The following is a 21,817-nucleotide window of genomic DNA, read 5'->3' on the forward strand; positions in this document are numbered from 1 at the left end:
AGAACGATACACACGCCCCTCGCGGGATGAGAAATCGGCTCAGGAGACCGCTTTCGCTGCGTCCGCGGAGTCGTGGATCCGGGGCCATCCGACGGCCTCCTCCAGCTCGTAGGCGAGCCCCAGGAGGCGGGCCTCGCGACCCGCTCCGGCGCCCAGCATCATGCCGTGCGGGAGCCCGGCGGCGGTCGTCGCGAGCGGCAGGGAGATGGCCGGCTCGCCGGTCGCGTTCTGGAGCGGGGTGAAGGCCACCCAGTCCATCAGCCGGGTCATGATCTCGTCGTAGTCCTGGTCCGGGCGCAGGTGCCCGACCCGGGGCGTCTCGGTCGCGAGCGTCGGCGTGAGGGTGACGTCGTACGCCTGTCGGTGCTGGGCGGCGACGCGGCGCGAGGCGCGCAGCACGGCGATCGAGAACGGCTGCTTGTGGAGGTTGCGGCCGGCGTGCCTGGCCAGGCCGAGGGTGAGGTTGTCGAGCTTGCTGGGATCGAAGGTGTCGCCGTAGTCCTTGCGGCCGCGCTTGGCGATCACGTAGGCCAGCAGCGACCAGAACCGCACGAAGTGGTCCGGGAAGCTGGCGGGCACCGGGTTGTCGATCTCCTCGACGTGGTGCCCGAGCCCCTCGAGGAGCGCGGCCGTGCGCAGGGTCAGCTCGCGGACCTCGGGGCTGGAGTCGCGACCGATGCCCTGGGTGACGACGGCGATCCGCAGCCGCGCCCGGCCCGGTCGGGTGATGTCGCCGATCGGCGCGAGGAGCGGGTTGCGCCAGACCTTCTCCGCCTCGCGGTAGAAGGCCGCGGTGTCGCGCACGCTGCGGGTCAGCACGCCGTCGGACACGATGCGCACCGGCATCTCGCGCATCATCCGGTCCTGGGCGAGCCGCCCGCGCGTGGGCTTGAGGCCGACGAGGCCGTTGACCGCGGCCGGGATCCGGATCGAGCCGCCGCCGTCGTTGGCGTGCGCGATCGGCACCGCACCTGCGGCGACGAGGGCGGCGGAGCCGGCCGACGAGGCGCCGGCGTAGTGGTCGGTGTGCCACGGGCTGCGCACCGGGCCGAGGCGGACGTGGTCGGCCGCACCGGAGAAGCCGAACTCCGAGAGCTGCGTCTTGCCGAGCGGGACCAGGCCGGTCGCGAGGTACATCCGGGCGAAGTCTCCGTCGGTCTTCGCGGGCTGCGCCCGGAAGGCGTCGGCACCGTGCTGGGTCGGCATCCCCTCGACGTCGACGTTGTCCTTGACGAAGGTCGGCACACCCGCGAACCACCCGGGGCGGGGATCGAGCGCCTCGGCCCGCGCCCGGTCGTAGGCCCGGTGCGCGACCGCACCGAGGGCGGGGTCGACCTGCTCGGTGCGCGCGATCGCCGCGTCGATCACCTCGGGCATCGACACCGTGCCGGCACGGTAGGCCTCGACCAGGCCGGTGGCGTCGAGGTCGGACAGGGCGTCGTCGGCGGAGAAGGCGTGCACGCGGGTCATCAGGGGAGGGTAGTGGCGCAACCCCTCCGGTGACAGCCCTCCAGGTGGTCGTCGACCAGCCCGATCGCCTCCATCAGGGCATACATGGTGGTGGGCCCGACGTGGGCGAAGCCGAGCTTCTTCAGGGCCTTGGCGAGGGCCACCGACTCCGGGGACGTGGTCGGCACGTCGCCCGTCGTGTGCGGCGCCGGGCCCGGCTCGGGGCGGAAGGACCAGATGAACGACTCCAGGCCACCCCGCTCGCGCAGCGCGACCGTCGCGCGGGCGTTGGCGATCGCCGCGTCGACCTTGCGACGGTTGCGCACGATGCCGGTGTCGGCCATCAGCCGCTCCACGTCGGACTCGTCGAACGCGGCGACCGTGTCGGCGTCGAAGTCCGCGAACGCGGCGCGGAAGTGCGGGCGCTTGTTGAGGATCGTGAGCCACGAGAGCCCCGACTGGAAAGCCTCCAGCGTGAGTCGCTCGAGGTGGGCGGCCTCACCCGAGACCCGCATCCCCCACTCGGTGTCGTGGTAGGCCGTGCTGACCGGGTCGCCGGCCCCCCACGGGCAGCGCGCGATCCCGTCCTCGCCGACGACGGCCGGCACGCCACTCACTGCGCCGTCTCCATGCGGAGCATCCTCGCGCACGCCACCGACAGGGCCTCAGTGGCGCTGCTTGAGCCTCACGTTGGGCAGCTCGGGCGCCGGGATGGGCGGCAGGTCGAGGTCGACGCGGCCGAACCGGCCGTCCGCCACGTCGGTGCCGGACTCCACGACGGAGCCGTCGGCGGTGATCTGGTCCTGCCACTCCTGCCGGTAGGCGGCGATCTCGTCGTGGTCGCGGCCGATGAAGTTCCACCACATCACGATCGGCTCGCCGAACGGCGGGCCGCCGAGCAGCAGCAGCCGAGCCTCCTCGTGCGCGGTCACCGTGACCGTCGTACGTCCGGGGGCGAGGTGGGCGAGCTCGCTCGGCTTGAGCTCCTGCCCGTCCACCTCGACGAGACCGACGTCGACCAGCACGCCGTGCTCGAAGGACTCGTCGACCTCGATCTCGACGCTGCCGCCGGTCGCGAGCATCACCTCGGCGCCGAGCAGCGGCGTGTGGGTGGTGACGGGCGAGGAGGCGCCGAAGGCGGAGCCGATGAAGACGCGCGCCTCCCAGCCCGGGCCGCGGACCGGCTCGGGGGCGAAGTGCTCGAAGCCGGGCTCGCCGTCGCGACTGGCGTCGGGGAGGGCGATCCAGAGCTGCGCCCCGTGGAGGATCGTCGTGCCGGGCGTCGAGACCTCGGTGTGGCTGATGCCGTGGCCGGCCGTCATCAGGTTGACCTCGCCGGGGCGGACCGTGGCGAGGCTGCCGACGGAGTCGCGGTGCTCGAGCTCTCCGTCGAAGAGCCAGCTCACGGTCTGGAGCCCGGTGTGCGGGTGCGCGGGCAGGACCATGCCGCCGGTCTCGTCGACCTCGTCGGGACCGTAGTGGTCGACGAAGCACCAGGCGCCGATCAGCGACCGGTGGCGCTGCGGGAGCGTGCGTCGTACGCGCATGGCCCGGGGACCACCCAGCGGGACCTCGCGCGGAGTGAGCACGTCGATGTGCGTGGTCATCGTGCGCCACCGTACCCGCAGAGGTGAACCAGCGGGTCCGGGTGCGCGCGTGGGCTCAGCTCAGGTGGTGCGGGTCGTCCTGGCGCGTCGAGCCCTCGCCCTGGTCGGCCGACCCCTGCGCATCGCCCGTGCCCTGGCCCGACTGGCCGGGCCGGTCGATCCGGACCACGATCGACTTGTAGACCGGGGTGTTGCTGCTCTCGGCGGTCGAGTCGAGCGGGACGAGGGGGTTGGCCTCCGGGTAGTAGGCGGCCACGCAGCCGCGCGGCTGGTCGTAGGGCACCAGGCGGAACGACCGCGCGATCCGCTCGACGTCGTCCTTCCACTCACTGACGATGTCGATGACCTCACCGTCCTTGAAGCCCGCGTCACGCAGGTCGTCGGGGTTCATGAAGAGCACCCGGCGACCGCCCTTGACGCCGCGGTAGCGGTCGTCGAGGCCGTAGATGGTGGTGTTGAACTGGTCGTGCGAGCGCATCGTCTGGAGCAGGTAGCGACCGCGCGGCACGTCGAGCACGTCGATCGGCGTCGAGGTGAGGACCGCCTTGCCGCTCTTCGTCTCGAAGATCCGGTTGTCGCGCGGCGGGTGCGGCAGCACGAACCCGCCGGGCTCGTCGACCTTCTCGTCGTACGCCGCACAGCCGGGGACGACGCGGGCGATCCGGCGACGGATCTCGGTGTAGTCGTCGCGGAAGGCCGCCCACGGGACGGGCGAGTCCTCGAGGGTGGCCAGGGCCAGCGAGCAGATGATGTCGACCTCGGACTTCAGGTGCTCCGACGGCGGGTCGAGCGGGCCGCGCGAGGCGTGCACCGCCGACATCGAGTCCTCGACGGTGACCCGCTGGACCTTGCCGCCGGTGAGGTCCTTCTCGCTGCGGCCGAGGGCCGGCAGGATCAGCGCCTCGCCGCCGTGGACGACGTGCGAGCGGTTGAGCTTGGTCGACACGTGCACGGTGAGGGCGGCGTTGCGCATCGCGGCCTCGGTGGCGTCGGTGTCGGGTGCGGCGCCGACGAAGTTGCCGCCCATCCCGAAGAAGACGCGGACCTTGCCGTCGCGCAACGCCTCGATCGAGCCGACCGTGTCGAGACCGTGCTCGCGCGGCGGCTCGAACCCGAACTCGTCGCGGATCGCGTCGAGGAAGTGGTCGGGCACCCGCTCCCAGATGCCCATCGTCCGGTCGCCCTGGACGTTGGAGTGGCCGCGCACCGGGCACACGCCCGCGCCGGGCCTGCCGATGTTGCCCTGGAGGAGGGCGACGTTGACGATCTCCTTGATCGTGGCGACCGAGTTGTGGTGCTGGGTGATGCCCATCGCCCAGCAGGTGATCGTGGCGGGCGAGTCCGCGATCATCCGCGCCGCCTCGGTGATCTGTGCGCGGGTGAGGCCGGTCGAGGCCTCGACCTTGGCCCAGTCGAGGTCCGCGACGTGGGCGACGTACTCCTCGAGGCCGGTGGCGTACTGCTCGAGGAAGTCGTGGTCGAGCGCGTCCCACTCGACCAGCAGCGAGCCGACCGCCTGGAAGAAGGCGAGGTCGCCGTTGAGCCGGATCGGCAGGTGCAGGTCGGCCATGCCGGTGCCGACCGTGAGGCCCTTGGCGTTCTGCGGGTTCTTGAACCGGACCAGGCCCGCCTCCTGGAGCGGGTTGATCGCGATGATCTTCGCGCCGCGGGACTTGGCCTCCTCCAGCGCGGACAGCATCCGCGGGTGGTTGGTGCCGGGGTTCTGGCCGACGACGAGGATCAGCTTGGCCTGGTGGATGTCCTCGAGGCTGACCGAGCCCTTGCCGATGCCGATGGTGTCGACGAGCGCGGAGCCGGACGACTCGTGGCACATGTTCGAGCAGTCGGGCAGGTTGTTGGTCCCGAAGGACCGGACGAAGAGCTGGTAGGCGAACGCGGCCTCGTTGGACGTCTTGCCCGAGGTGTAGAACGTCGCCTGGTCGGGGTGGTCGAGGCGGTTGAGGTGGCCCGCGATCGTGGCGAACGCGTCGTCCCACGAGACGGGCTCGTAGTGGGTCGCGCCCGGGCGCAGCACCATCGGCTCGGTGAGGCGGCCCTGCTTGCCGAGCCAGAACTCCGTACGACCGGCGAGGTCCTCGACGGAGTGGGTGGCGAAGAACTCGCGGTCGAGCAGCTGGCGGGTCGCCTCCTCGGCCACCGCCTTCGCGCCGTTCTCGCAGAACTCGGCCGTGTGCCGGTGGTCCGGCGAGGGGTCCGGCCACGCGCACCCCTGGCAGTCGAAGCCGTCGACCTGGTTGAGCCGGAGCAGCGTGGACGCGGTGCGGACCGGACCCATCTGGCCGACTGCCCGTCGCATCGCCACGGCGACGGCGGTGGCGCCCGCGGCGGCGTGCGACGTGGAGTCGACCTCCACCTCGGACTCGTCGATGTCGCGGGTGGGCACCTGCCGGGACTGGTTGCGGAGCCTGGCCGGCACGTCTCGCAGCTGGGAGAGGAAGGTCACGGCCCCATCCTGCCCCGCGCGTCGTGATGACGCACCGCCCGGAAGGACCGGTCGGTGAACGGAATAGCCGGGACGGCGCACCGGTTGGCCCACCCGTGCCCTCCCTCTTCGAGCCCCTCGACCTCGGTGCCGTCCGGACCGACAACCGCGTGCTGATGGCCCCGCTCACCCGGATGCGGGCGACCGTCCCGGGCGACGTGCCCAACGAGCTGATGCGCGACTACTACGTCCAGCGCGCCAGTGCCGGCCTGATGATCTCCGAAGGCACGCAGATCAGCCCCGAGGGCAAGGGCTACATGGACACCCCCGGCATCCACGACGCTGCGCAGGTGGCGGGCTGGCGGGCGGTGACCGACGCCGTCCACGAGGCCGGTGGCCTGATCGCGGCCCAGCTCTGGCACGTCGGCCGGGTCTCGCACGAGTCCTTCCACGACGGCGGGCTCCCGGTGTCGGCGAGCGCCCAGCCCTACCGCAACCGCACGTCCGTCCGGGGCGAGGACGGACGTCCGGTCCGCGTCGCGTGCCCGACCCCACGCGCCCTCGGGCTGCACGAGATCCCGCGGGTCATCGAGGACTACCGCCGGGCCACGGTCAACGCGCGCGCGGCCGGCTTCGACCTCGTCGAGATCCACGGCGCCCACGGCTACCTGCTGCACCAGTTCCTGGCCGCCGACAGCAACCAGCGCGCGGACGAGTACGGCGGCTCGCTCGCTGCCCGGGCGCGGCTCATGCTCGAGGTCACCGACGCCGTCATCGACGCGTGGTCGGCGGACCGGGTGGCGGTCCGGATCTCCCCGATCGGGGCCTTCAACGGCACGGAGGACCCGGAAGGCGCGGACGCCGGACTCTTCGTCGCGGGCGAGCTCGGCCGCCGTGGACTGGCCTTCCTGCACCTGTCCGAGCCCGACTGGGCGGGCGGCCCCGAGCTCGACGACGACTACCGACGAGCGCTGCGCGAGGCTCACGCCGGCCCCATCGTCGGTGCCGGCAACTACGACCTCGCCAAGGCCGAGCGGCTCCTGGGGGCCGGCCTCGTCGACGCGGTCGCGTTCGGCCGGTCGTTCATCGCCAACCCGGACCTGCCGCGGCGCCTGTCCGACGGGCTCCCCCTCAACCCGCAGCGGCCGGAGTCCTTCTACGGCGGCGGCGCCGAGGGCTACACCGACTACCCGGCGTACGACGTCGCCTGAGTCCCCCACCCGAGCCTCGCCCGGCTCCCAGCCGTCCACCACTTAATGTTTCGTCGCCGGGCGGCGACGACACCTAGGGTCCATCACGACATGCAGGACTTCCCACCCCGGATCGCGACGTTCTTCACCGGCACCGACGTCGCCCCCACGCCGGACCCCGACACCCGGTCGCCCGCGGCGTTCCTGAGGTGGATGCTGCGTCAGCAGTGGCAGGTCATCGCGTGGTCGACCGTGTCGTGCCTGCTCTGGCTGCTGCCGCTGACCTTCGGTCCCTACATCTTCGGTCGCGCGGTGGACGACGGGATCCTCGCCGGGTCGACCGGCGCCCTGCTCGCATGGGCGGGCGTGATGCTCGCCGTCGTGCTGGTCGGTGGCGTCTTCGGCGTCGTCTTCCACACGCTCGTGGTGCGCAGCTGGCTGATCAGCCTCTACGGCACGACGCAGATGGTCACCCGCAAGGTCGCCCAGATGGGCCACGTCCTGCCGCGCCGCTCGCCGACCGGCGAGGTGCTGAGCGTGTCGTCCAGCGACTCCGACGAGTTCGGCGCGCTGACCGAGATCCTCGCCCGGTCCATCGCCCAGCTGGTGTCCTACCTGACCGTCGCCGCGATCGTGCTGACGATGTCGTGGCAGCTCGGCGTCGTCGTCCTGGTGGCCGCCCCGGTCCTGGTGCTCGCCGCGATGCCGCTCCTGCGACCGCTGCACCGCCGCCAGCAGGTCGAGCGCAGCCGCAACTCCGAGCTGACCTCGCTCGCCACCGACATCGTCGCCGGGCTGCGGATCCTGCGCGGGATCGGCGGCGAGGACACCTTCGGCCGCAACTACGCCACCCAGTCGCAGCACGCTCGCAAGGCCGGCGTCTCGTCGGGCATCTGGCAGGCCGCCGTCGAGGCGGTCGGCGTGCTCTTCTCCGGGGTCTTCCTCGTGACGCTGGTCTGGCTCGGCACCCGCCAGGTGCAGGCGGGCGAGCTGACCGTCGGCCAGCTGGTGAGCTTCCTGGGCTACGGGCTCTTCATGGTCGGCCCGATCCGCACCTTCTTCGAGCTCGCCCAGAAGGCCACCCGCGCCCTCGTCAGCGCCCGCAAGGCGATCGCGATCTTCGAGCAGCGCCCGCCGTGGCGCGACCCCGAGGACCCCCAGCCCCTCGACGGCAGCCGGGAGATGGTCGACGACCTCAGCGGCTTCACCGCCCACCCCGAGCTGCTGACCGTCGTGGTCAGCGCCGTCCCCGAGCAGAGCGCGGCCCTCGCCGACCGGCTCGGTCGCTACCTGCCGCCCGACACCGACCCCGTCGGCGAGGACGACGGCGACGGCCTCAAGGGGCGGGCCGCCCGTCGTGCCCGCGCCGACCGCGAACGCCGTCGCGCACGGATCGCCGCGCGCGACGAGGAGGCCGCCACACGCGAGTGGGGCGTGCGGCTCGGCGGTGTCGACCTGTCCGCCGCCAGCCTGGCCGACGTACGCCGTCAGGTGCTGGTCAGCGACACCGGCAGCGGCCTGTTCGCCGGCACGCTCCAGGACGCGATCGACCCGCACGGCACCCTGACGCGCGAGCAGGCCGAGCAGGCGCTGCGGGTGGCCAACGCCGAGGACGTCTACGACGCGCTGCCGGAGGGGTGGCAGGGCCAGCTCGACGAGCGCGGCCGTGGCCTGTCCGGCGGCCAGCGCCAGCGGGTCGTGCTCGCCCGTGCGCTCGCCACCGACGCCCCGATCCTGGTGCTGGTCGAGCCGACGTCGGCCGTCGACGCCCACACCGAGGCCCGCATCGCCGAGCGCGTCAGCGAGCTGCGCCGCGGCCGCACGACCGTCGTCTGCACGGTCTCGCCGCTGTGGCTGCACCACGCCGACCGGGTCGTCCTGCTGCGCGACGGCCAGGTGGTGGCCGAGGGAGACCACGCCGACCTGCTGGCCCACGACGCCGCCTACCGCGACGTCGTGGTCCGGTCGATGGACGAGGAGGTGTCCTCGTGACCGATCTCCTCGCGACCTCCCCCGACACCTGGCGGGACCGCACCCGGGAGCCCGTCGTACCTCCCGAGCTGGTGCCACCGACCGACGCCTCCCCGGGCGAGCGGTGGCACGCCTTCTGGCAGCGCCACGACCTCCGTCGGCAGCGCTCCGAGGACGTCTACGCCGCGTCCCGCAACCCCGACCGGGGCTGGCCGGTGGCCGGCAACAAGGAGGTCTTCGCCTTCTTCAAGGACCTGTTCCGGTCGCGCAGGCGGGCGTTCGCCGCGCTCGTCGTGCTCAACGCGCTGGCCGCAGGCGCCGGTCTCGTGGTGCCGCGGCTGCTCGGCGAGCTGGTCAACACGACCGTCGAGGGCACCGGCCGCCCGCTCGGGCAGCTGGCGCTGGTGATCGTGGGCGTCGTGCTCGCGCAGGCGTTCTTCACCTTCGTCGCGCAGCGCACCTCGACGCTCTTCGGCCAGGACCTGCTCTCGACGGCGCGCGAGTTCATCGTGCGCACGATCCTGCGACTCCCGCTGGGGGCGGTCGAGGGCGCGAGCACCGGCGATCTGGTCACCCGCGTCACGCGCGACGTCGGCACGATGAGCCGCTCGGTGCAGTACGGCGTCCCGATGGCGATCATCTCGCTGCTGACCGTCGTGATGTCGATCGGCGCGATGCTCCTCAACTCCGTCGTCCTCGCGGTCCCGGCGCTGCTGACGTTCGCCACCTCGGCCTGGGCGGTGCGCACCTACCTCCGCCGGGCGCCGAAGGGCTACATCACCGAGGGGTCGACGTACTCCCGGATCAACACCACCCTCACCGAGACCGTCGAGGGCGCGCGCACGGTCGAGTCGCTCGGCCTCTCCGGCAAGCGGGTGCGGGCCGGCGACGACGACATCGAGGTGTCGGCGCAGGCCGAGCGCTACACGATGTCGCTGCGCAACATCCTCTTCGCGGCGCTCAACTTCGCCTTCCAGACCCCGCGCGTGATCACCCTGCTCGTCGGTGCGTACGCCTACACGCGGGGCTGGGTCGACCTGGGCCAGATCACTGCCGCGGTGCTCTACGTCGAGGCGCTGGCCGACCCGCTCGACCGGCTGATCGGCGAGATCGACCGCCTCCAGGTCGGCGCTGCCTCGACCAGCCGGCTGCTCGGCATCGCCGAGGTCCGCCCCGACCGGACGGCCGGCGACCGGCTGCCCGACGGCATCGACCTGGTCGGCGAGGACCTCCGGTTCGCCTACCGCGAGGGCCACGACGTGCTGCACGGCGTCGACCTCCGCCTCGGGCCGGGCGAGCGCCTGGCGATCGTGGGGCCGAGCGGCTCGGGCAAGTCGACCCTCGGCCGGCTGCTGTCGGGCATCAACCGGCCGCGCACCGGCTCGGCCTCGGTGGGCGGTGTCGAGCTGGTCGACCTGCCGCTCGAGGTGCTGCGCACCGAGGTCGCCCTCGTCACCCAGGAGCACCACGTCTTCATCGGCTCGGTGCGCGACAACATCGTGCTGGCGCGCGAGGGGTCCACCGACGACGACGTGCGCGAGGCGCTCAGCGCGGTCGGCTCGCTGCTCTGGGTCGAGCGGCTGCCGCAGGGCCTCGACACGATGATCGGCTCGGGCCGCTTCGCGCTCACCCCGGCGCAGGCCCAGCAGGTCGCGCTGGCGCGGCTGATCATCGCCGACCCGCACACGCTCGTGCTCGACGAGGCGACCTCGCTCATCGACCCCCGCACCGCCCGCACGCTCGAGGGCTCGATGAACAACCTGCTCGAGGGACGTACGGTCGTCGCGATCGCCCACCGCCTCCACACCGCCCACGACGCCGACCGCATCGCGGTCGTCATCGACGGGCGCATCGTCGAGCTCGGCAGCCACGACGAGCTGCTCCACCTCGACGGGGAGTACGCCGCCCTCTGGCGCGCCTGGACCTCCTGAGCCCCGGGTGGCGGCATCCGACATCCGGGGTGGGGCCTGGGTGGCGGCATCCGACACACCCGTCCGGCCTGGGGTGTCGGCATCCGACACGCGAATCGCCCTACGGCGTGTCGTGTGCCGCCACCCTGAGCCCACGACATGTCGTGTGCCGCCACCCTGGAAGGGCGTACGACGCCACGAGGATTCAGGCGGGGACCGCGCGGCGGGTCGCGACGCGGTGCCACTGCCAGCAGCCCCAGCCGAGGACGACGCTCGCGGCGGCCGCGACCGCGAAGCCGAGGACGGAGCCACCGGCGTACGGCGCGACGACGGCGGCGCTGACCGCGTTGAACACGAGCGTCACGAAGGTCGACGCCGACATCACCGCGCCACGACGCCCGGGGAGGAGGTCGAGCATCAGCATCTGGATGTTCGGGAAGGCCAGCCCGTTGCCGAACGCCACGAAGGAGATCCCGACCACCGCCCACGGCAGCACCGACCCGGCGGGCGTGAGCGCGACGACGACGCCGATGACGGCGCCGAGCGTGCTGACGGCGTAGCCGAGGGTGATCAGCTGCGCGCTGGTGAAGGTCCGGCCGAACCGGCCGCTTGCCAGGGAGCCGACGACCATCGCGCCGATCATCGGGACGAACAGCTTCCAGAAGTCGAGCTCGCCCTCGCCGAGCAGGTCCACGACGAAGATCGAGGCGCCGCCGATGTAGAGGAACTGCGCGCCGAAGACCAGCGTCGCCGCCCAGGTCATCCGGTGGAAGGCCGGCACCCGCAGCACCTCGGCGAGGCCGCGGAAGATCTCGCCGACACGCAGCGGCACGCGGCGCTCGGGCGGGTGGCTCTCGGGGAGCATCACGGCCGAGACGACCGCGAGCAGCAGGGCCAGCACGGCCATGAACCAGAAGACGGTCTGCCACGGTCCGACCTGGATCAGCAGCCCACCGATGATCGGCGCGATTGCAGGGGCCACCCCGAAGATGACCGCGACCTGGCTCATCATCCGCTGTGCCCTCGGGCCGTCGAACAGGTCCCGGATGACGGTCCGACTGACGATCGTCGACCCGCCGGCGGCCAGCCCCTGGGCGATGCGCCCCACGAGGAGCCACCCCAGCGACGGCGCGAAGGCGCATGCCACGGACGCGGCGGCGTACACCGCCAGCGAGCCGAGGATGACGGGCCGTCGGCCGATCGCGTCGGAGAGCGGCCCGTGGAAGAGGCTCATCGACGCGAAGGCGAGCATGTACGCCGTCACGACGAGCTGGAGCTCGGTGGACGACACCTCGAGCGCCTTGCCCATCTCGGCGAAGGCCGGGAAGGGCGTGTCGATGCTGAACGGCCCGATCATCGACAGCAGGGCCAGCACGAGCGGGATCAGCGCCACGACCCGGGGCGCGAGCGCGGGCGCTGATTCCCGAGGCGGTGTCACGCCGGCCATGAGACCACCCGGTCCCGGGGATCACCGCATCCGGAACCTCAGCTGTTGCTGAAGACCGCGGGCCCGCCGTCGCCACCGGAGGCGTCGGGTCCGCGACCGGCCCAGGTCCAGGCGTAGGCCGGGTCCTCCGCCGCGAGGCCGCCCTCGCCCAGCTCGAGCGGGGCGAACGTGTCGACCATGACCGCGGACTCGTCGAAGTACTCCGCACCGAGCGAGGCCTCGATGGCGCTCGGCTGCGGGCCGTGGGCGTGGCCGCCCGGGTGCAGGCTGATCGAGCCGACGTTGATCCCGGATCCCTTGCGCGCCTCGTAGTCCCCGCCGACGTAGAACATGACCTCGTCGGAGTCGACGTTGGAGTGGTAGTAGGGCACCGGGATCGCGAGCTCGTGGTAGTCGACCTTGCGTGGCAGGAAGTTGCAGACCACGAAGTTCCAGCCCTCGAAGACCTGGTGCACCGGCGGCGGCTGGTGGACCTTGCCGGTGATCGGCATGTAGTCCTCGATGTTGAACGTGTAGGGATAGAGGCAGCCGTCCCAGCCGACCACGTCGAACGGGTGGGTGGCGTACGTCATCCGGGTGCCGACGATCCCGCCACTGGTCCGGTGCTTCACGAGCACCTCGACGTCGGTGAGGTCGCGGCACGACTCGACGAGCTCGTCCAGTCCCTCGGGCCCGTGGAGGTCGCGCTCGCAGTAGGGCGCGTGCTCGAGCAGCTGGCCGAAGCGCGACAGGTATCGCTTGGGCGGGTGGATGTGGCTGTTGGCCTCGATCGCGTAGAGCCGCGACGGCTCGGCCGGCACCCAGCGGTGGTCGGTCGCCCGCGGGATGATCACGTAGTCGCCCTGGCGGTAGGCGACGGTGCCGAAGACCGTCTCGACGACGCCCGTGCCGGACTCGACGTAGACGCACTCGTCGCCGATCGCGTTGCGGTAGACCGGGGAGGCGTCGGTGCCGGTGACGACGTACGCGATGCGGACGTCGTTGTTGCCGAGCACCAGTCGGCGTCCTTCGACCGGGCACGTCCCGGTCTCGAGGTCGTGCAGCTTGAGGTGGCGCGGCTTGAGCGGGTGGTTGGGCGTGCGCGACTGGTCGGCGAGCTCCCACACGGTGCTGTCGGTGATCGCGCTCGGGACGCCGCGGCGGTAGAGCAGCGAGGAGTCGGAGGAGAACCCCTCCTCGCCCATCAGCTCCTCGCGGAACAGGTGGCCGTCGTCGTCGCGCAGCTGCGTGTGGCGCTGGCGGGGCAGCCGTCCGACTGCTCGGTAGTGGGCCATGGTCCGCTCCAATCGTCCGATCATCGGACGCTTGTGTCCGCTATTCGATGGCTAGAGTAGCGCCGTGGCACGCCCTCCGACACCCGTCCTTCCGCCCGCCTGGACCTCGCTGGTCGACGACGCGGCGATCTTCCCGCCTGGCGACGCGCCGCTCCACGAGGCCACCGCGACCTATGGTGCGCGACGCGAGGAGTGGTACGCCGACCTCGTCGGCAGCTTCGTGCTCCGCGACACCGACCTCCCGCTCGTCCGCGGCTTCGGCGCACCCCTGTCGGTCGTCGTCACCGGCGGGGCCGGCCAGCTCGCCGGGCCCGTCTCGCTGGCCGCTCGCCTCGGCCTCCAGGTCGCCGGTCTCGAGATCGCCGTGCGCGACCTCGACGACCCCGTGGGCAACGTCCGCAGGATCGACGCAGCCGCGCGCGCCGCCGACGTCGACGTACCCGTCTTCATCGAGATCCCCGGGCCGGCGACCGCCCAGTGGCTCGCGGCCGCCGACGTGGTCGCCGACTGCGGCCACCGCCTCAAGCTGCGCCTCGGCCACGTCGACCACGACCTGGTCCCCCACTCCCCGACGGTCGCGGCCTGGATCGACGCGGCGCTCGACCGCGAGACCCGCTTCAAGGCGACCGCCGGCCTGCACCGCGCCGTCCGCCACGAGCCCGAGGGCGGCGGCGCGCACGGCTTCCTCAACGTGATGGTGGCGACGCAGGTGCTGTGGGACGGCGGCTCCGTGGACGACGCGACCACCGCCCTCGAGCAGCGCGACGGCACCGTCCTGGCCGCCGTCGACCTGTCCTCGGCCCGACGCTGGTTCACCTCATTCGGCTCCTGCTCGGTGACCGAGCCCCTCGACGACCTCATCTCCCTCGGCCTGCTCCCCGACCCGAAAGAGGCACCATGACCACCGCCATCACCACTTGGGTCGACGGCGCGGCCGGCTCCGGGTTCGACGTCGACCACCTCCCCTACGGCGTCTTCGCCCGCTCCGGCGAGCACCCGCGCGTCGCCGTACGGATCGGCGACTTCGTGCTCGACCTGAGCATCGTGGCGGCTGCCGACATGGTCGACACGCACGCGCTCTTCGACCAGCCGACGCTCAACCCGTTCATGTCGGCGGGGCCGGCCGTGTGGGACTCGACCCGCGCGTGGATCACGGGCCTGCTGACCGACGAGACCGAGCGCGACCTGGTCGAGCCCGCCCTGTCGCCGGTCGACTCGGTGCGGATGCTGATGCCGTTCACCGTCGGCGACTACGTCGACTTCTACGCCTCCGAGCACCACGCCTCCAACGTCGGCCGGATGTTCCGGCCCGACGCCGAACCGCTGCTGCCCAACTGGAAGCACCTCCCCGTCGGCTACCACGGCCGCTCGGGCACGGTCGTGGTGTCGGGCACGGACGTCGTACGCCCCAGTGGGCAGCGCAAGGCGCCGACCGACGAGGCGCCCACCTACGGGCCGTCGCAGCGGCTCGACATCGAGGCCGAGCTCGGCTTCGTGGTCGGGGTGCCCTCGGCGATGGGCGACCGCATCGGCACGGCCGACTTCGCGCGCCACACCTTCGGCGTCGTCGGCCTCAACGACTGGTCGGCCCGCGACATCCAGGCCTGGGAGTACGTCCCGCTGGGCCCGTTCCTCGGCAAGTCGTTCGCCACGTCCATCAGCGCGTGGGTCACGCCGCTCGCCGCGCTCGGCGCGGCCTGGACCGACCTCCCGGGCCAGGACGACCCCGAGGTGCTCGACTACCTCCGGGTGGACGGACCGGCGGGCCTCGACATCGAGGTCGAGGTGGTCCTCGACGGTGAGGTCGTCGCGCGCCCGCCCTACCGCACCATGTACTGGTCGCCCGCCCAGATGCTGGCCCACACCACGGTCAACGGCGCGAGCGTGCGGACCGGCGACCTGTGGGGCTCGGGCACCATCTCGGGCACGGAGCAGGACCAGCGGGGTTCGCTGCTCGAGCTGAGCTGGGGCGGCAAGGAGCCGTTCACCGCGGGCGGCCGCGAGCGGACGTTCCTGGAGGACGGCGACGAGGTCGTGCTGCGCTACTCCGCGCCCAGCACCGGCGGCGGCCGCATCACCCTCGGCGAGGTGGCGGGTCGCATCCTGCCGGCGCGCTAGTCCACTTCTCGTCGCAACCTAGTCTTGGCGCCGTGAAACAGCTCGGCCAGTACGCCGCCCCGCGGCACGTCGTCGCCCACCTGTCCGACCCGCACCTGATCACCGGGGGCGGCCTGCACTACGGCGTCGTCGACAACGTCGCCAACCTGCGCCGCGCGGTCGAGCGGCTCGCCGCCGTACGCCCCGCGCCGCAGGCCCTCGTCTTCACCGGCGACCTCGCCGACCAGGGTGCGCCGGACGCCTACGAGACGCTGCGCTCGATCGTCGAGCCGGCCGCCGCCGAGATGGGCGCGATCGTGGTGTGGACGATGGGCAACCACGACGAGCGGGGCCCGTTCGCGCGCGAGCTCTACGACTCCGCCGACGCGGGCTTCCAGGACCGCGTGCACGAGGTCGACGGGCTGCGGATCGTCGCGCTCGACACCAGCGTGCCCGGCTACCACCACGGCGAGCTGCGGCCCGAGCAGCTGGCGTGGCTGGCCGACGTCCTGGCGACGCCGGCCGAGCACGGCACCCTCCTCGCGATGCACCACCCGCCGCTGCCGATCCCGATGCTGCGTGCGGCCGAGCTGATCGAGCTGCACGACCAGCAGTCGCTGGCCGACGTCATCGCCGGGACCGACGTGCGCGGCGTCCTGGCCGGCCACCTCCACCTGTCGACGTGGTCGACCTTCGCCGGCGTACCGGTCTCCGTGGCGTCGGCGAGCTGCTACACCAGCGACCCGGCCCCGGTCGACCGCTTCGTCTCCGGCGTCGACGCCGCCCAGTCCTTCACGATGGTCCACACCTACGACGACCGGCTCGTGCACACGCTCGTCCCGCTCGAGTGCGGCACCGAGGTCAGCCACGTCGGCACGGACATCGAGGAGGCGCTCGAGGGCGTCTCGCTGGAGGAGGCCGTCGAGCTGGCCTCGTCGAAGAAATCCCCCTTCAACAACTAGGACCCACTCCCTTGCGACTCCTGCTCATGCGGCACGGCCAGACGCACGCCAACGTCTCCGGCGAGCTCGACACCGCACACCCCGGCCTCGACCTGACCGACCTCGGCCGCGCCCAGGCGGTCGCGGCGGCCAAGGCGCTCGCCGACGAGACGCTCGACGCGGTCTACGTCTCCAGCCGCGTGCGTACGCACCAGACCGCCGCCCCCACCGCCGAGGCCCGCGGCCTCTCGCTGACCCAGCTCGACGGGCTCGAGGAGATCCAGGCGGGCGACTACGAGATGCGCGCCGACCACGACTCGGTCGCCAACTACATCGGCTCGGTCGCTGCCTGGCTCGAGGGCGACCTCACCCGCCGGATGCCCGGGAGCGAGACCGGCGAGGAGTTCCTCGCCCGCTTCGACGCGGCCGTCCGGACGATCGTCGAGGCCGGCCACTCCGCCGCCCTGATCGTCAGCCACGGCGCTGCCCTCCGCACGTGGATCTCGACCCGGATGGAGCCTCACCCCGACGCGCCCCCGCCGACCGACCCGCTCCACAACACCGCCCTCATCGTGCTCGAGGGCGACGTCCAGTCCGGTTGGCGGATGGTCTCGTGGCAGGGCCACCCGGTGGGTGGGGACTACCTGGAGGACCCGACCGCGGAAGACCCGACCGGGGACCTCGACCCCGACGACGACGGCGAGCTCGGCTGAGGGGCGTCGCCCCGCAAGTCCCCGGATATCCGGGGACTTGCCCGCATATAGGTACGGATCTCGACCTCCAAGCAGGCATCTGGGGTGCAAAGTCCGACCACCAGGCCTTGGAACGTCAGCATATGCTGACACCATGAAGACCTCCCTGGACGCCGACGACGGCGGCAGCGTGTACGACGAGCTGGCCGCGGTCCGCGAGGCCAAGCGGGGCCTCGCGCGGCGCGAGGAGGTCGCCGTACGTCGAGCACGGCACTCCGGCCTCAGCTGGGCCGAGATCGGCACCCTCCTCGGGGTCACCCGGCAGACCATGCACCGGAAGTACCGCAAGGTCGGCTGAGCGACCTGTCGCGATCCCCGGCTGACCGGCTCTTCCTGAACTTGTCAGGCGTTGCAAGGGCCGACATGTTCAGCGATCCCCGGCTGACCGGGGATCGCTGACGAGGTCAGACGCCCTCGGTGCCGATCCCTGGGTGCACGAAGGGCTGCCCCGCGCGCATCTGCTCGACCGAGCCGGGGTGGACGCGGGCCAGGTGGGCGAGCCCGCGGCGGCGGTAGCGGAGGACCTGGACGACGCCGAGGGCCCAGAAGGCGTACTGCACCGCCATCGCGAGCTTGAAGTCCCCGAGGGAGTACGACTCCATCCCGCCCGAGGCGGACAGGTCGAGCACCACCCCGATCAGGCCCATCACGAGCAGCGACGCGGTGAAGCCGCCGACGTTGACCAGGCCGTTGGCCCGGCCGATCGCGTGGGCCGGGGTGAAGGAGCGCGCGAGGTCGAAGCCGACCATCGCCGCGGGTCCGCCGCTGGCGGTGGCGAAGGCCATCAGCACCACGAGCCACGCCGGCGCGGCCCCCGGCCACAGCAGGACCGCCGTCCACGGCACGACCATCCCGGCGACCACCGAGATGACGATGAACGAGCGGTAGTAGGGCAGCCGCGCCACCAGCCGGGCGAGCACCAGCCCGCTCACCACCGCCCACGCCGTCATCGCCATCAGCAGCGTGCTGGCGCCGCTCGCCGACCAGCCGAGGCCCTGCACGAGGAACGGGTAGCCCCACAGCAGCGCGAAGACCGTCGCGGAGAACTGCGACACGAAGTGCGACCACATCCCCAGCCGCGTGCCCGGGTTCCCCCAGACCGTGCGCACCGACTGCGCGAGCGCGCGGAGCTTGATCGCGACGACGTCGCTGCTCCGGTAGGGCGAGTCCTTGACCAGCGCGACGACCGCGACGAGCAGGACGACGCCGACGCTGGAGGTCAGCGCGAAGGCACGCGTCCAGCCGAGGGCGTGGAGGAGGTACGACAGGGGGCCGGCCGCCGCGATCGCGCCGAGCTGGCCGGTGAGCCCGGTGACCTGGGTGACCATCGGCGCCTGGCGCACGAGGAACCACACCGTGACGATCCGGATCACGCTGACGAAGATCATCGCGTCCCCGGCACCCAGCACCGCGCGGGCCGCGACCGCCGCGACGAACGACTCGGAGAAGGCGAAGCCGAGCTGGCCGACCGTCATCAGCGACAGCCCCCAGATCAGCATCGCGCGCGAGCCGAAGCGGTCGAGCAGCACGCCGACCGGCACCTGCATGCCGGCGTACACGACGAGCTGGAGCACCGTGAACGTCGCCAGGCTGGTCGCGCTGATGTCGAAGCGATCGGCTGCGACCAGACCGGCGACGCCGAGCGAGCTGCGGTGGAAGACCGCCAGGACGTAGACCGCGATCGAGACGCCCCAGATGACCCAGGCTCGCCTCTTCCCGATGTCGTGGACCTGCTCCTGTCTCGGTGGGGTCACTCCCCCGTCCCGAGCGCGGCGTCGAGCTCGGCCCGCGACGGCGGGTTCGCGCCCGGCCGGGAGACGTTGATGGCGGCGCCGATCGCGGCCGTGGACACGGCACCGAGCAGGTCGCGGTCCGACAGCGCGCGCAGGTCGTCGGCGCCCCGGACCCCGATCCCGAGCAGCGCGTCGAGGAGCACGCCGCTGAACGTGTCACCGGCGCCCACGGTGTCGGCCACCTCGACCGGCACGCCCGGCACCTCCATCACGGTCCCGTCATGGCGTACGGCGACCGCGCCGTCGCCGCCGCGCGTGACGACGACCAGCCCGGGTCCGACCCCCGCCCAGCGGGCCGCGGTGGCGACCGGGTCGTCGTCGGGGTGCAGCCAGTGGAGGTCCTCGTCGCTGACCTTGACCACGTCGGAGAGGGTCACCAGCTCCTCGACCCGGCGGACCGGGTCGGCACGGTCGGGGGTGATCGCCGGTCGGGCGTTGGGGTCGAGCGAGACGAGTGCCCGACCACGGTGGGCGCGGACCGCCTCGAGGACGGCGTCGGCACCCGGCTCGAGCACGGTCGCGATCGACCCGACGTGGAGCACGTCGCCGCTCTCGGCCACCTCGTCGAGGCGCCAGTCGAGGTCGAAGACGTAGGACGCGGCACCGCTCTCGTCGAGGGTGACGGCGGCGCTCGAGGTGCGACCACTGGCGGTCGTCCGGGCGAGCACGGTCACGTCGCTCGCCTCCAGCCACGAGCGGACCGCAGCACCGCGGTCGTCGTCACCGAGCAGCGTCACCAGCCGGACGTCACGGCCCAGCCGTGACAGGGCGATGGCGACGTTGGCGGGGCTCCCGCCCGGGAAGTCCTGCGGCTGGCCGTCGTTGCCGGGCACGACGTCGACGAGCGCCTCGCCGATGACCAGGACCCGCGGCTGTGCGTCCGTCATGGCCCCATCATGCCGGTGGCGGCACCCCGTCCGACAGGGCGAGTGCACTCGCGAGACTCGGGCTCAGCGGGAGTCGCGGCAGCAGGGTGGCCTGCACAGCGTGGTAGAGGTCTGGCTTGCCCGGCCACACCGACGACTGCGGGCGGTTGTCCGGGTCGAGCTCGTGGTGCCACGACCCGCGCTCGACGTCGCGCAGGTGCTCGACGACGTACGCCCACCACTGCGCGCAGCGGTCGGCGTACGCCTCCTCACCCGTACGCCGGTGGAGCGCCGCGGCAGCGGCGATGCCCTCCGCGGCGACCCAGTGCATCCGGTTGCGCACGACCGGGGTGCCGTCCCAGTCGGTCGTGTAGACGAAGCCGGGCGCGCCGTCGACGTCCCAGCCGTCGGCCACCGCCCGGTCGAGGAGCAGCCGCGCCGCGTCGAGGAGGCCGCGCGGGGCGGCGTCGCCCAGCGTCGCCTCGACGTGGAGGAGCAGCCGGGCCCACTCGAGCCCGTGGCCGATGGTCGCGCCGAACGGCTTGAACGGGTCGTCCGGCCGGTCGCGGTTGAGCTCGAGGTCGACGGACCAGTCGGGGCCGAAGTGCTCGGGCAGCCGGCCGTCGTGGGACGACGCGAGCCCGACGACGTACGACGCGATCCGCCCGGCGCGCTCGTGCCAGACACGCTCGCCGGTCACGTCGCCGACGGCGAGCATCGCCTCGACGGAGTGCATCGAGGAGTTGAGGCCGCGGTAGGGCGTCGGCGTGGCCCAGGCCCGGTCCCACTCGTCGACGACCCGGCCGACCGGCTCTTCCCAGAAGTGCCGCTCGAACACGTCGGTCGCCTCGGCCAGGAGGGAGTCGCCGCCGGGAAGGCCGGCGACCACGGCCGAGGAGGCGGCGAGCATCACGAAGGCGTGGTCGTAGCAGGACTTGGCGGTGCCGGTCGGCGCCCCGTCGGCGTCGACGGCGGTGAACCAACCTCCGTCCTCGTCGTCGTGCAGCGTCGTGCGGAGGCCGTCGAGCGCGGCGGTCGCGATCGACGTACACCCCTCGACGCCGAGCAGGTGGCCCAGCGCGTACACGTGGACCGTGCGGCTGGTGATCCAGGTGTGCACCGGGCGGGACAGGTCGGGCCGCCCGACGTCGTCGAGCCAGGCGGCACCGCCGACCGGGTGCCCGATGTCGCGGCCGAAGCCCAGGAGTCGGCGGCACTCGTCGTCGAGCCAGTCATCGGTGGGCGGAACGGGATTGCTCACTGGGGCAGTCAAGCAGCGCCGTCAACCAGTGGGCCCCAGAACGCACGAGACCCCCGCACACGTGCGGGGGTCTGGCGACTGGAGCGAGGATCCGTCCAGTGGCAGGTAGAGGATTCGAACCTCTGTAGGCGTTGCCGGCTGATTTACAGTCAGCTCCCTTTGGCCGCTCGGGCAACCTGCCGGGGCGTGCGGAACAATAGCAACCCACGGACCCCGCTACGAATCGCCGGGCACCCCCGGCACCCCTGCCGAACCATCATGAAGGAGGCACCACCATGGCCGACTCGAGCTTCGACATCGTGAGCAAGCTGGACCGCCAGGAGGTCGACAACGCCCTGAGCCAGGCCGCGCGCGAGATCGCCACCCGCTTCGACTTCAAGGGCACCGGCGCGAGCATCGAGTGGAAGGGCGAGCAGGCGATCGAGATCACCGCCTCGGCCGACGACCGCGCCAACGCGGTGCTCAGCGTCTTCCAGGACAAGCTCATCAAGCGCAACCAGAGCCTGAAGATCCTCGACTCCTCCGAGCCGCGCCAGTCGGGCCAGGTCTCCAAGATCGACATCGCGCTCAAGGAGGGCATCACCTCCGAGGACGCCAAGAAGATCTCCAAGCTGATCCGCGACGAGGGCCCCAAGGGCGTCAAGGCGCAGGTGCAGGGCGACGAGCTCCGGGTCTCGTCGAAGAAGCGTGACGACCTCCAGGCCGTGCAGCAGCTCGTGAAGTCGCAGGACTACGACTTCGCGGTGCAGTTCACCAACTACCGCTGACAGGGCAGGTCGCCCGCCGTGAAGTGACACGACGATTCGCGTCACGTTC

At 72.2% G+C, this 21,817-nt stretch carries 18 protein-coding genes and 1 tRNA gene; 9 read left to right on the forward strand and 10 right to left on the reverse strand.

From position 1 onward, the window contains the following. Window positions 1-39: 39 nt before the first annotated feature. Genes JI751_RS00300 through JI751_RS00315 form a run of 4 tightly spaced genes read right to left on the reverse strand, consistent with a single transcriptional unit; the run spans window position 40 to window position 5,520 of the window. Window positions 40-1,470 (reverse strand): amidase, encoded by a 1,431-nt coding sequence (locus tag JI751_RS00300; RefSeq protein WP_201932094.1) that lies wholly within the window; start codon window positions 1,468-1,470, stop codon window positions 40-42. After that, window positions 1,470-2,057 carry a DNA-3-methyladenine glycosylase I gene (locus JI751_RS00305; RefSeq protein ID WP_201932096.1) on the reverse strand — a complete coding sequence of 196 codons (588 nt, stop codon included), beginning with the start codon at window positions 2,055-2,057 and terminating at the stop codon, window positions 1,470-1,472. Before JI751_RS00305 ends, JI751_RS00300 begins: the two co-directional genes overlap by 1 nt. 57 nt (window positions 2,058-2,114) lie before the next feature. Next, the gene (locus tag JI751_RS00310) at window positions 2,115-3,056 is read right to left on the reverse strand and encodes a pirin family protein (protein ID WP_201932098.1); all 942 of its coding nucleotides are present in this window, start codon (window positions 3,054-3,056) and stop codon (window positions 2,115-2,117) included. Between the two features lie 55 nt (window positions 3,057-3,111). Further along, on the reverse strand, window positions 3,112-5,520 hold the full coding sequence (locus JI751_RS00315) for an FdhF/YdeP family oxidoreductase (protein WP_307813620.1): 2,409 nt from the start codon (window positions 5,518-5,520) through the stop codon (window positions 3,112-3,114). 95 nt (window positions 5,521-5,615) lie between these two features. Between JI751_RS00315 and nemA the strand changes: the two genes are divergently transcribed. From nemA to JI751_RS00330, 3 genes are all read left to right on the forward strand, one after another. Then, complete coding sequence (gene nemA / locus JI751_RS00320) at window positions 5,616-6,710, forward strand: N-ethylmaleimide reductase (protein WP_307813622.1); 1,095 nt, start codon at window positions 5,616-5,618, stop codon at window positions 6,708-6,710. A 90-nt stretch (window positions 6,711-6,800) separates the two neighbouring features. Then, window positions 6,801-8,681 carry an ABC transporter transmembrane domain-containing protein gene (locus JI751_RS00325; RefSeq protein WP_236665501.1) on the forward strand — a complete coding sequence of 627 codons (1,881 nt, stop codon included), beginning with the start codon at window positions 6,801-6,803 and terminating at the stop codon, window positions 8,679-8,681. After that, window positions 8,678-10,591 carry an ABC transporter ATP-binding protein gene (locus JI751_RS00330; protein WP_201932102.1) on the forward strand — a complete coding sequence of 638 codons (1,914 nt, stop codon included), beginning with the start codon at window positions 8,678-8,680 and terminating at the stop codon, window positions 10,589-10,591. Before JI751_RS00325 ends, JI751_RS00330 begins: the two co-directional genes overlap by 4 nt. A gap of 184 nt (window positions 10,592-10,775) precedes the next feature. Here the strand turns inward: JI751_RS00330 and JI751_RS00335 are convergent, their stop codons facing one another. Together JI751_RS00335 and JI751_RS00340 are read right to left on the reverse strand one after the other, a co-directional pair. Then, window positions 10,776-12,008 carry a multidrug effflux MFS transporter gene (locus JI751_RS00335; RefSeq protein ID WP_201932104.1) on the reverse strand — a complete coding sequence of 411 codons (1,233 nt, stop codon included), beginning with the start codon at window positions 12,006-12,008 and terminating at the stop codon, window positions 10,776-10,778. A gap of 47 nt (window positions 12,009-12,055) precedes the next feature. Next, on the reverse strand, window positions 12,056-13,291 hold the full coding sequence (locus JI751_RS00340; RefSeq protein WP_201932106.1) for a homogentisate 1,2-dioxygenase: 1,236 nt from the start codon (window positions 13,289-13,291) through the stop codon (window positions 12,056-12,058). A 64-nt stretch (window positions 13,292-13,355) separates the two neighbouring features. Here JI751_RS00340 and JI751_RS00345 point away from each other — a divergent pair, with 64 nt between their 5' ends. From JI751_RS00345 to JI751_RS00365, 5 genes are all read left to right on the forward strand, one after another. Continuing rightward, window positions 13,356-14,192 (forward strand): hypothetical protein, encoded by an 837-nt coding sequence (locus JI751_RS00345; protein WP_201932107.1) that lies wholly within the window; start codon window positions 13,356-13,358, stop codon window positions 14,190-14,192. Next, window positions 14,189-15,409 (forward strand): fumarylacetoacetase, encoded by a 1,221-nt coding sequence (fahA, locus tag JI751_RS00350; protein ID WP_201932108.1) that lies wholly within the window; start codon window positions 14,189-14,191, stop codon window positions 15,407-15,409. The genes JI751_RS00345 and fahA overlap by 4 nt, the downstream gene beginning before the upstream one ends. A gap of 32 nt (window positions 15,410-15,441) precedes the next feature. Further along, window positions 15,442-16,350 carry a phosphodiesterase gene (locus JI751_RS00355; RefSeq protein WP_201932109.1) on the forward strand — a complete coding sequence of 303 codons (909 nt, stop codon included), beginning with the start codon at window positions 15,442-15,444 and terminating at the stop codon, window positions 16,348-16,350. A gap of 11 nt (window positions 16,351-16,361) precedes the next feature. Beyond that, window positions 16,362-17,042, forward strand: coding sequence for a histidine phosphatase family protein (locus tag JI751_RS00360; RefSeq protein WP_201932110.1), 681 nt, complete (start codon window positions 16,362-16,364; stop codon window positions 17,040-17,042). 133 nt (window positions 17,043-17,175) lie between these two features. Further along, complete coding sequence (locus JI751_RS00365) at window positions 17,176-17,379, forward strand: RNA polymerase subunit sigma-70 (RefSeq protein ID WP_201932112.1); 204 nt, start codon at window positions 17,176-17,178, stop codon at window positions 17,377-17,379. A 106-nt stretch (window positions 17,380-17,485) separates the two neighbouring features. Here the strand turns inward: JI751_RS00365 and JI751_RS00370 are convergent, their stop codons facing one another. The 4 genes from JI751_RS00370 to JI751_RS00385 all read right to left on the reverse strand — a co-directional run bounded on the left by JI751_RS00370 (window position 17,486) and on the right by JI751_RS00385 (window position 21,182). After that, window positions 17,486-18,835 carry an MFS transporter gene (locus JI751_RS00370; RefSeq protein WP_307813626.1) on the reverse strand — a complete coding sequence of 450 codons (1,350 nt, stop codon included), beginning with the start codon at window positions 18,833-18,835 and terminating at the stop codon, window positions 17,486-17,488. Next, window positions 18,832-19,761 carry a carbohydrate kinase family protein gene (locus JI751_RS00375; protein ID WP_201932113.1) on the reverse strand — a complete coding sequence of 310 codons (930 nt, stop codon included), beginning with the start codon at window positions 19,759-19,761 and terminating at the stop codon, window positions 18,832-18,834. Before JI751_RS00375 ends, JI751_RS00370 begins: the two co-directional genes overlap by 4 nt. 7 nt (window positions 19,762-19,768) lie before the next feature. Then, window positions 19,769-21,001, reverse strand: a complete 1,233-nt coding sequence (locus JI751_RS00380) for an AGE family epimerase/isomerase (RefSeq protein WP_201932114.1) — start codon at window positions 20,999-21,001, stop codon at window positions 19,769-19,771. Between the two features lie 99 nt (window positions 21,002-21,100). Beyond that, window positions 21,101-21,182 (reverse strand) — tRNA-Tyr (locus JI751_RS00385). A gap of 94 nt (window positions 21,183-21,276) precedes the next feature. Here JI751_RS00385 and JI751_RS00390 point away from each other — a divergent pair. Continuing rightward, window positions 21,277-21,768: a YajQ family cyclic di-GMP-binding protein gene (locus tag JI751_RS00390; RefSeq protein ID WP_201932115.1), complete on the forward strand. Its 492-nt coding sequence runs from the start codon at window positions 21,277-21,279 to the stop codon at window positions 21,766-21,768. Window positions 21,769-21,817 lie beyond the last annotated feature (49 nt).

This window comes from Nocardioides baculatus (assembly GCF_016735675.1).
In the GTDB taxonomy this organism is placed as follows: domain Bacteria; phylum Actinomycetota; class Actinomycetes; order Propionibacteriales; family Nocardioidaceae; genus Nocardioides; species Nocardioides baculatus.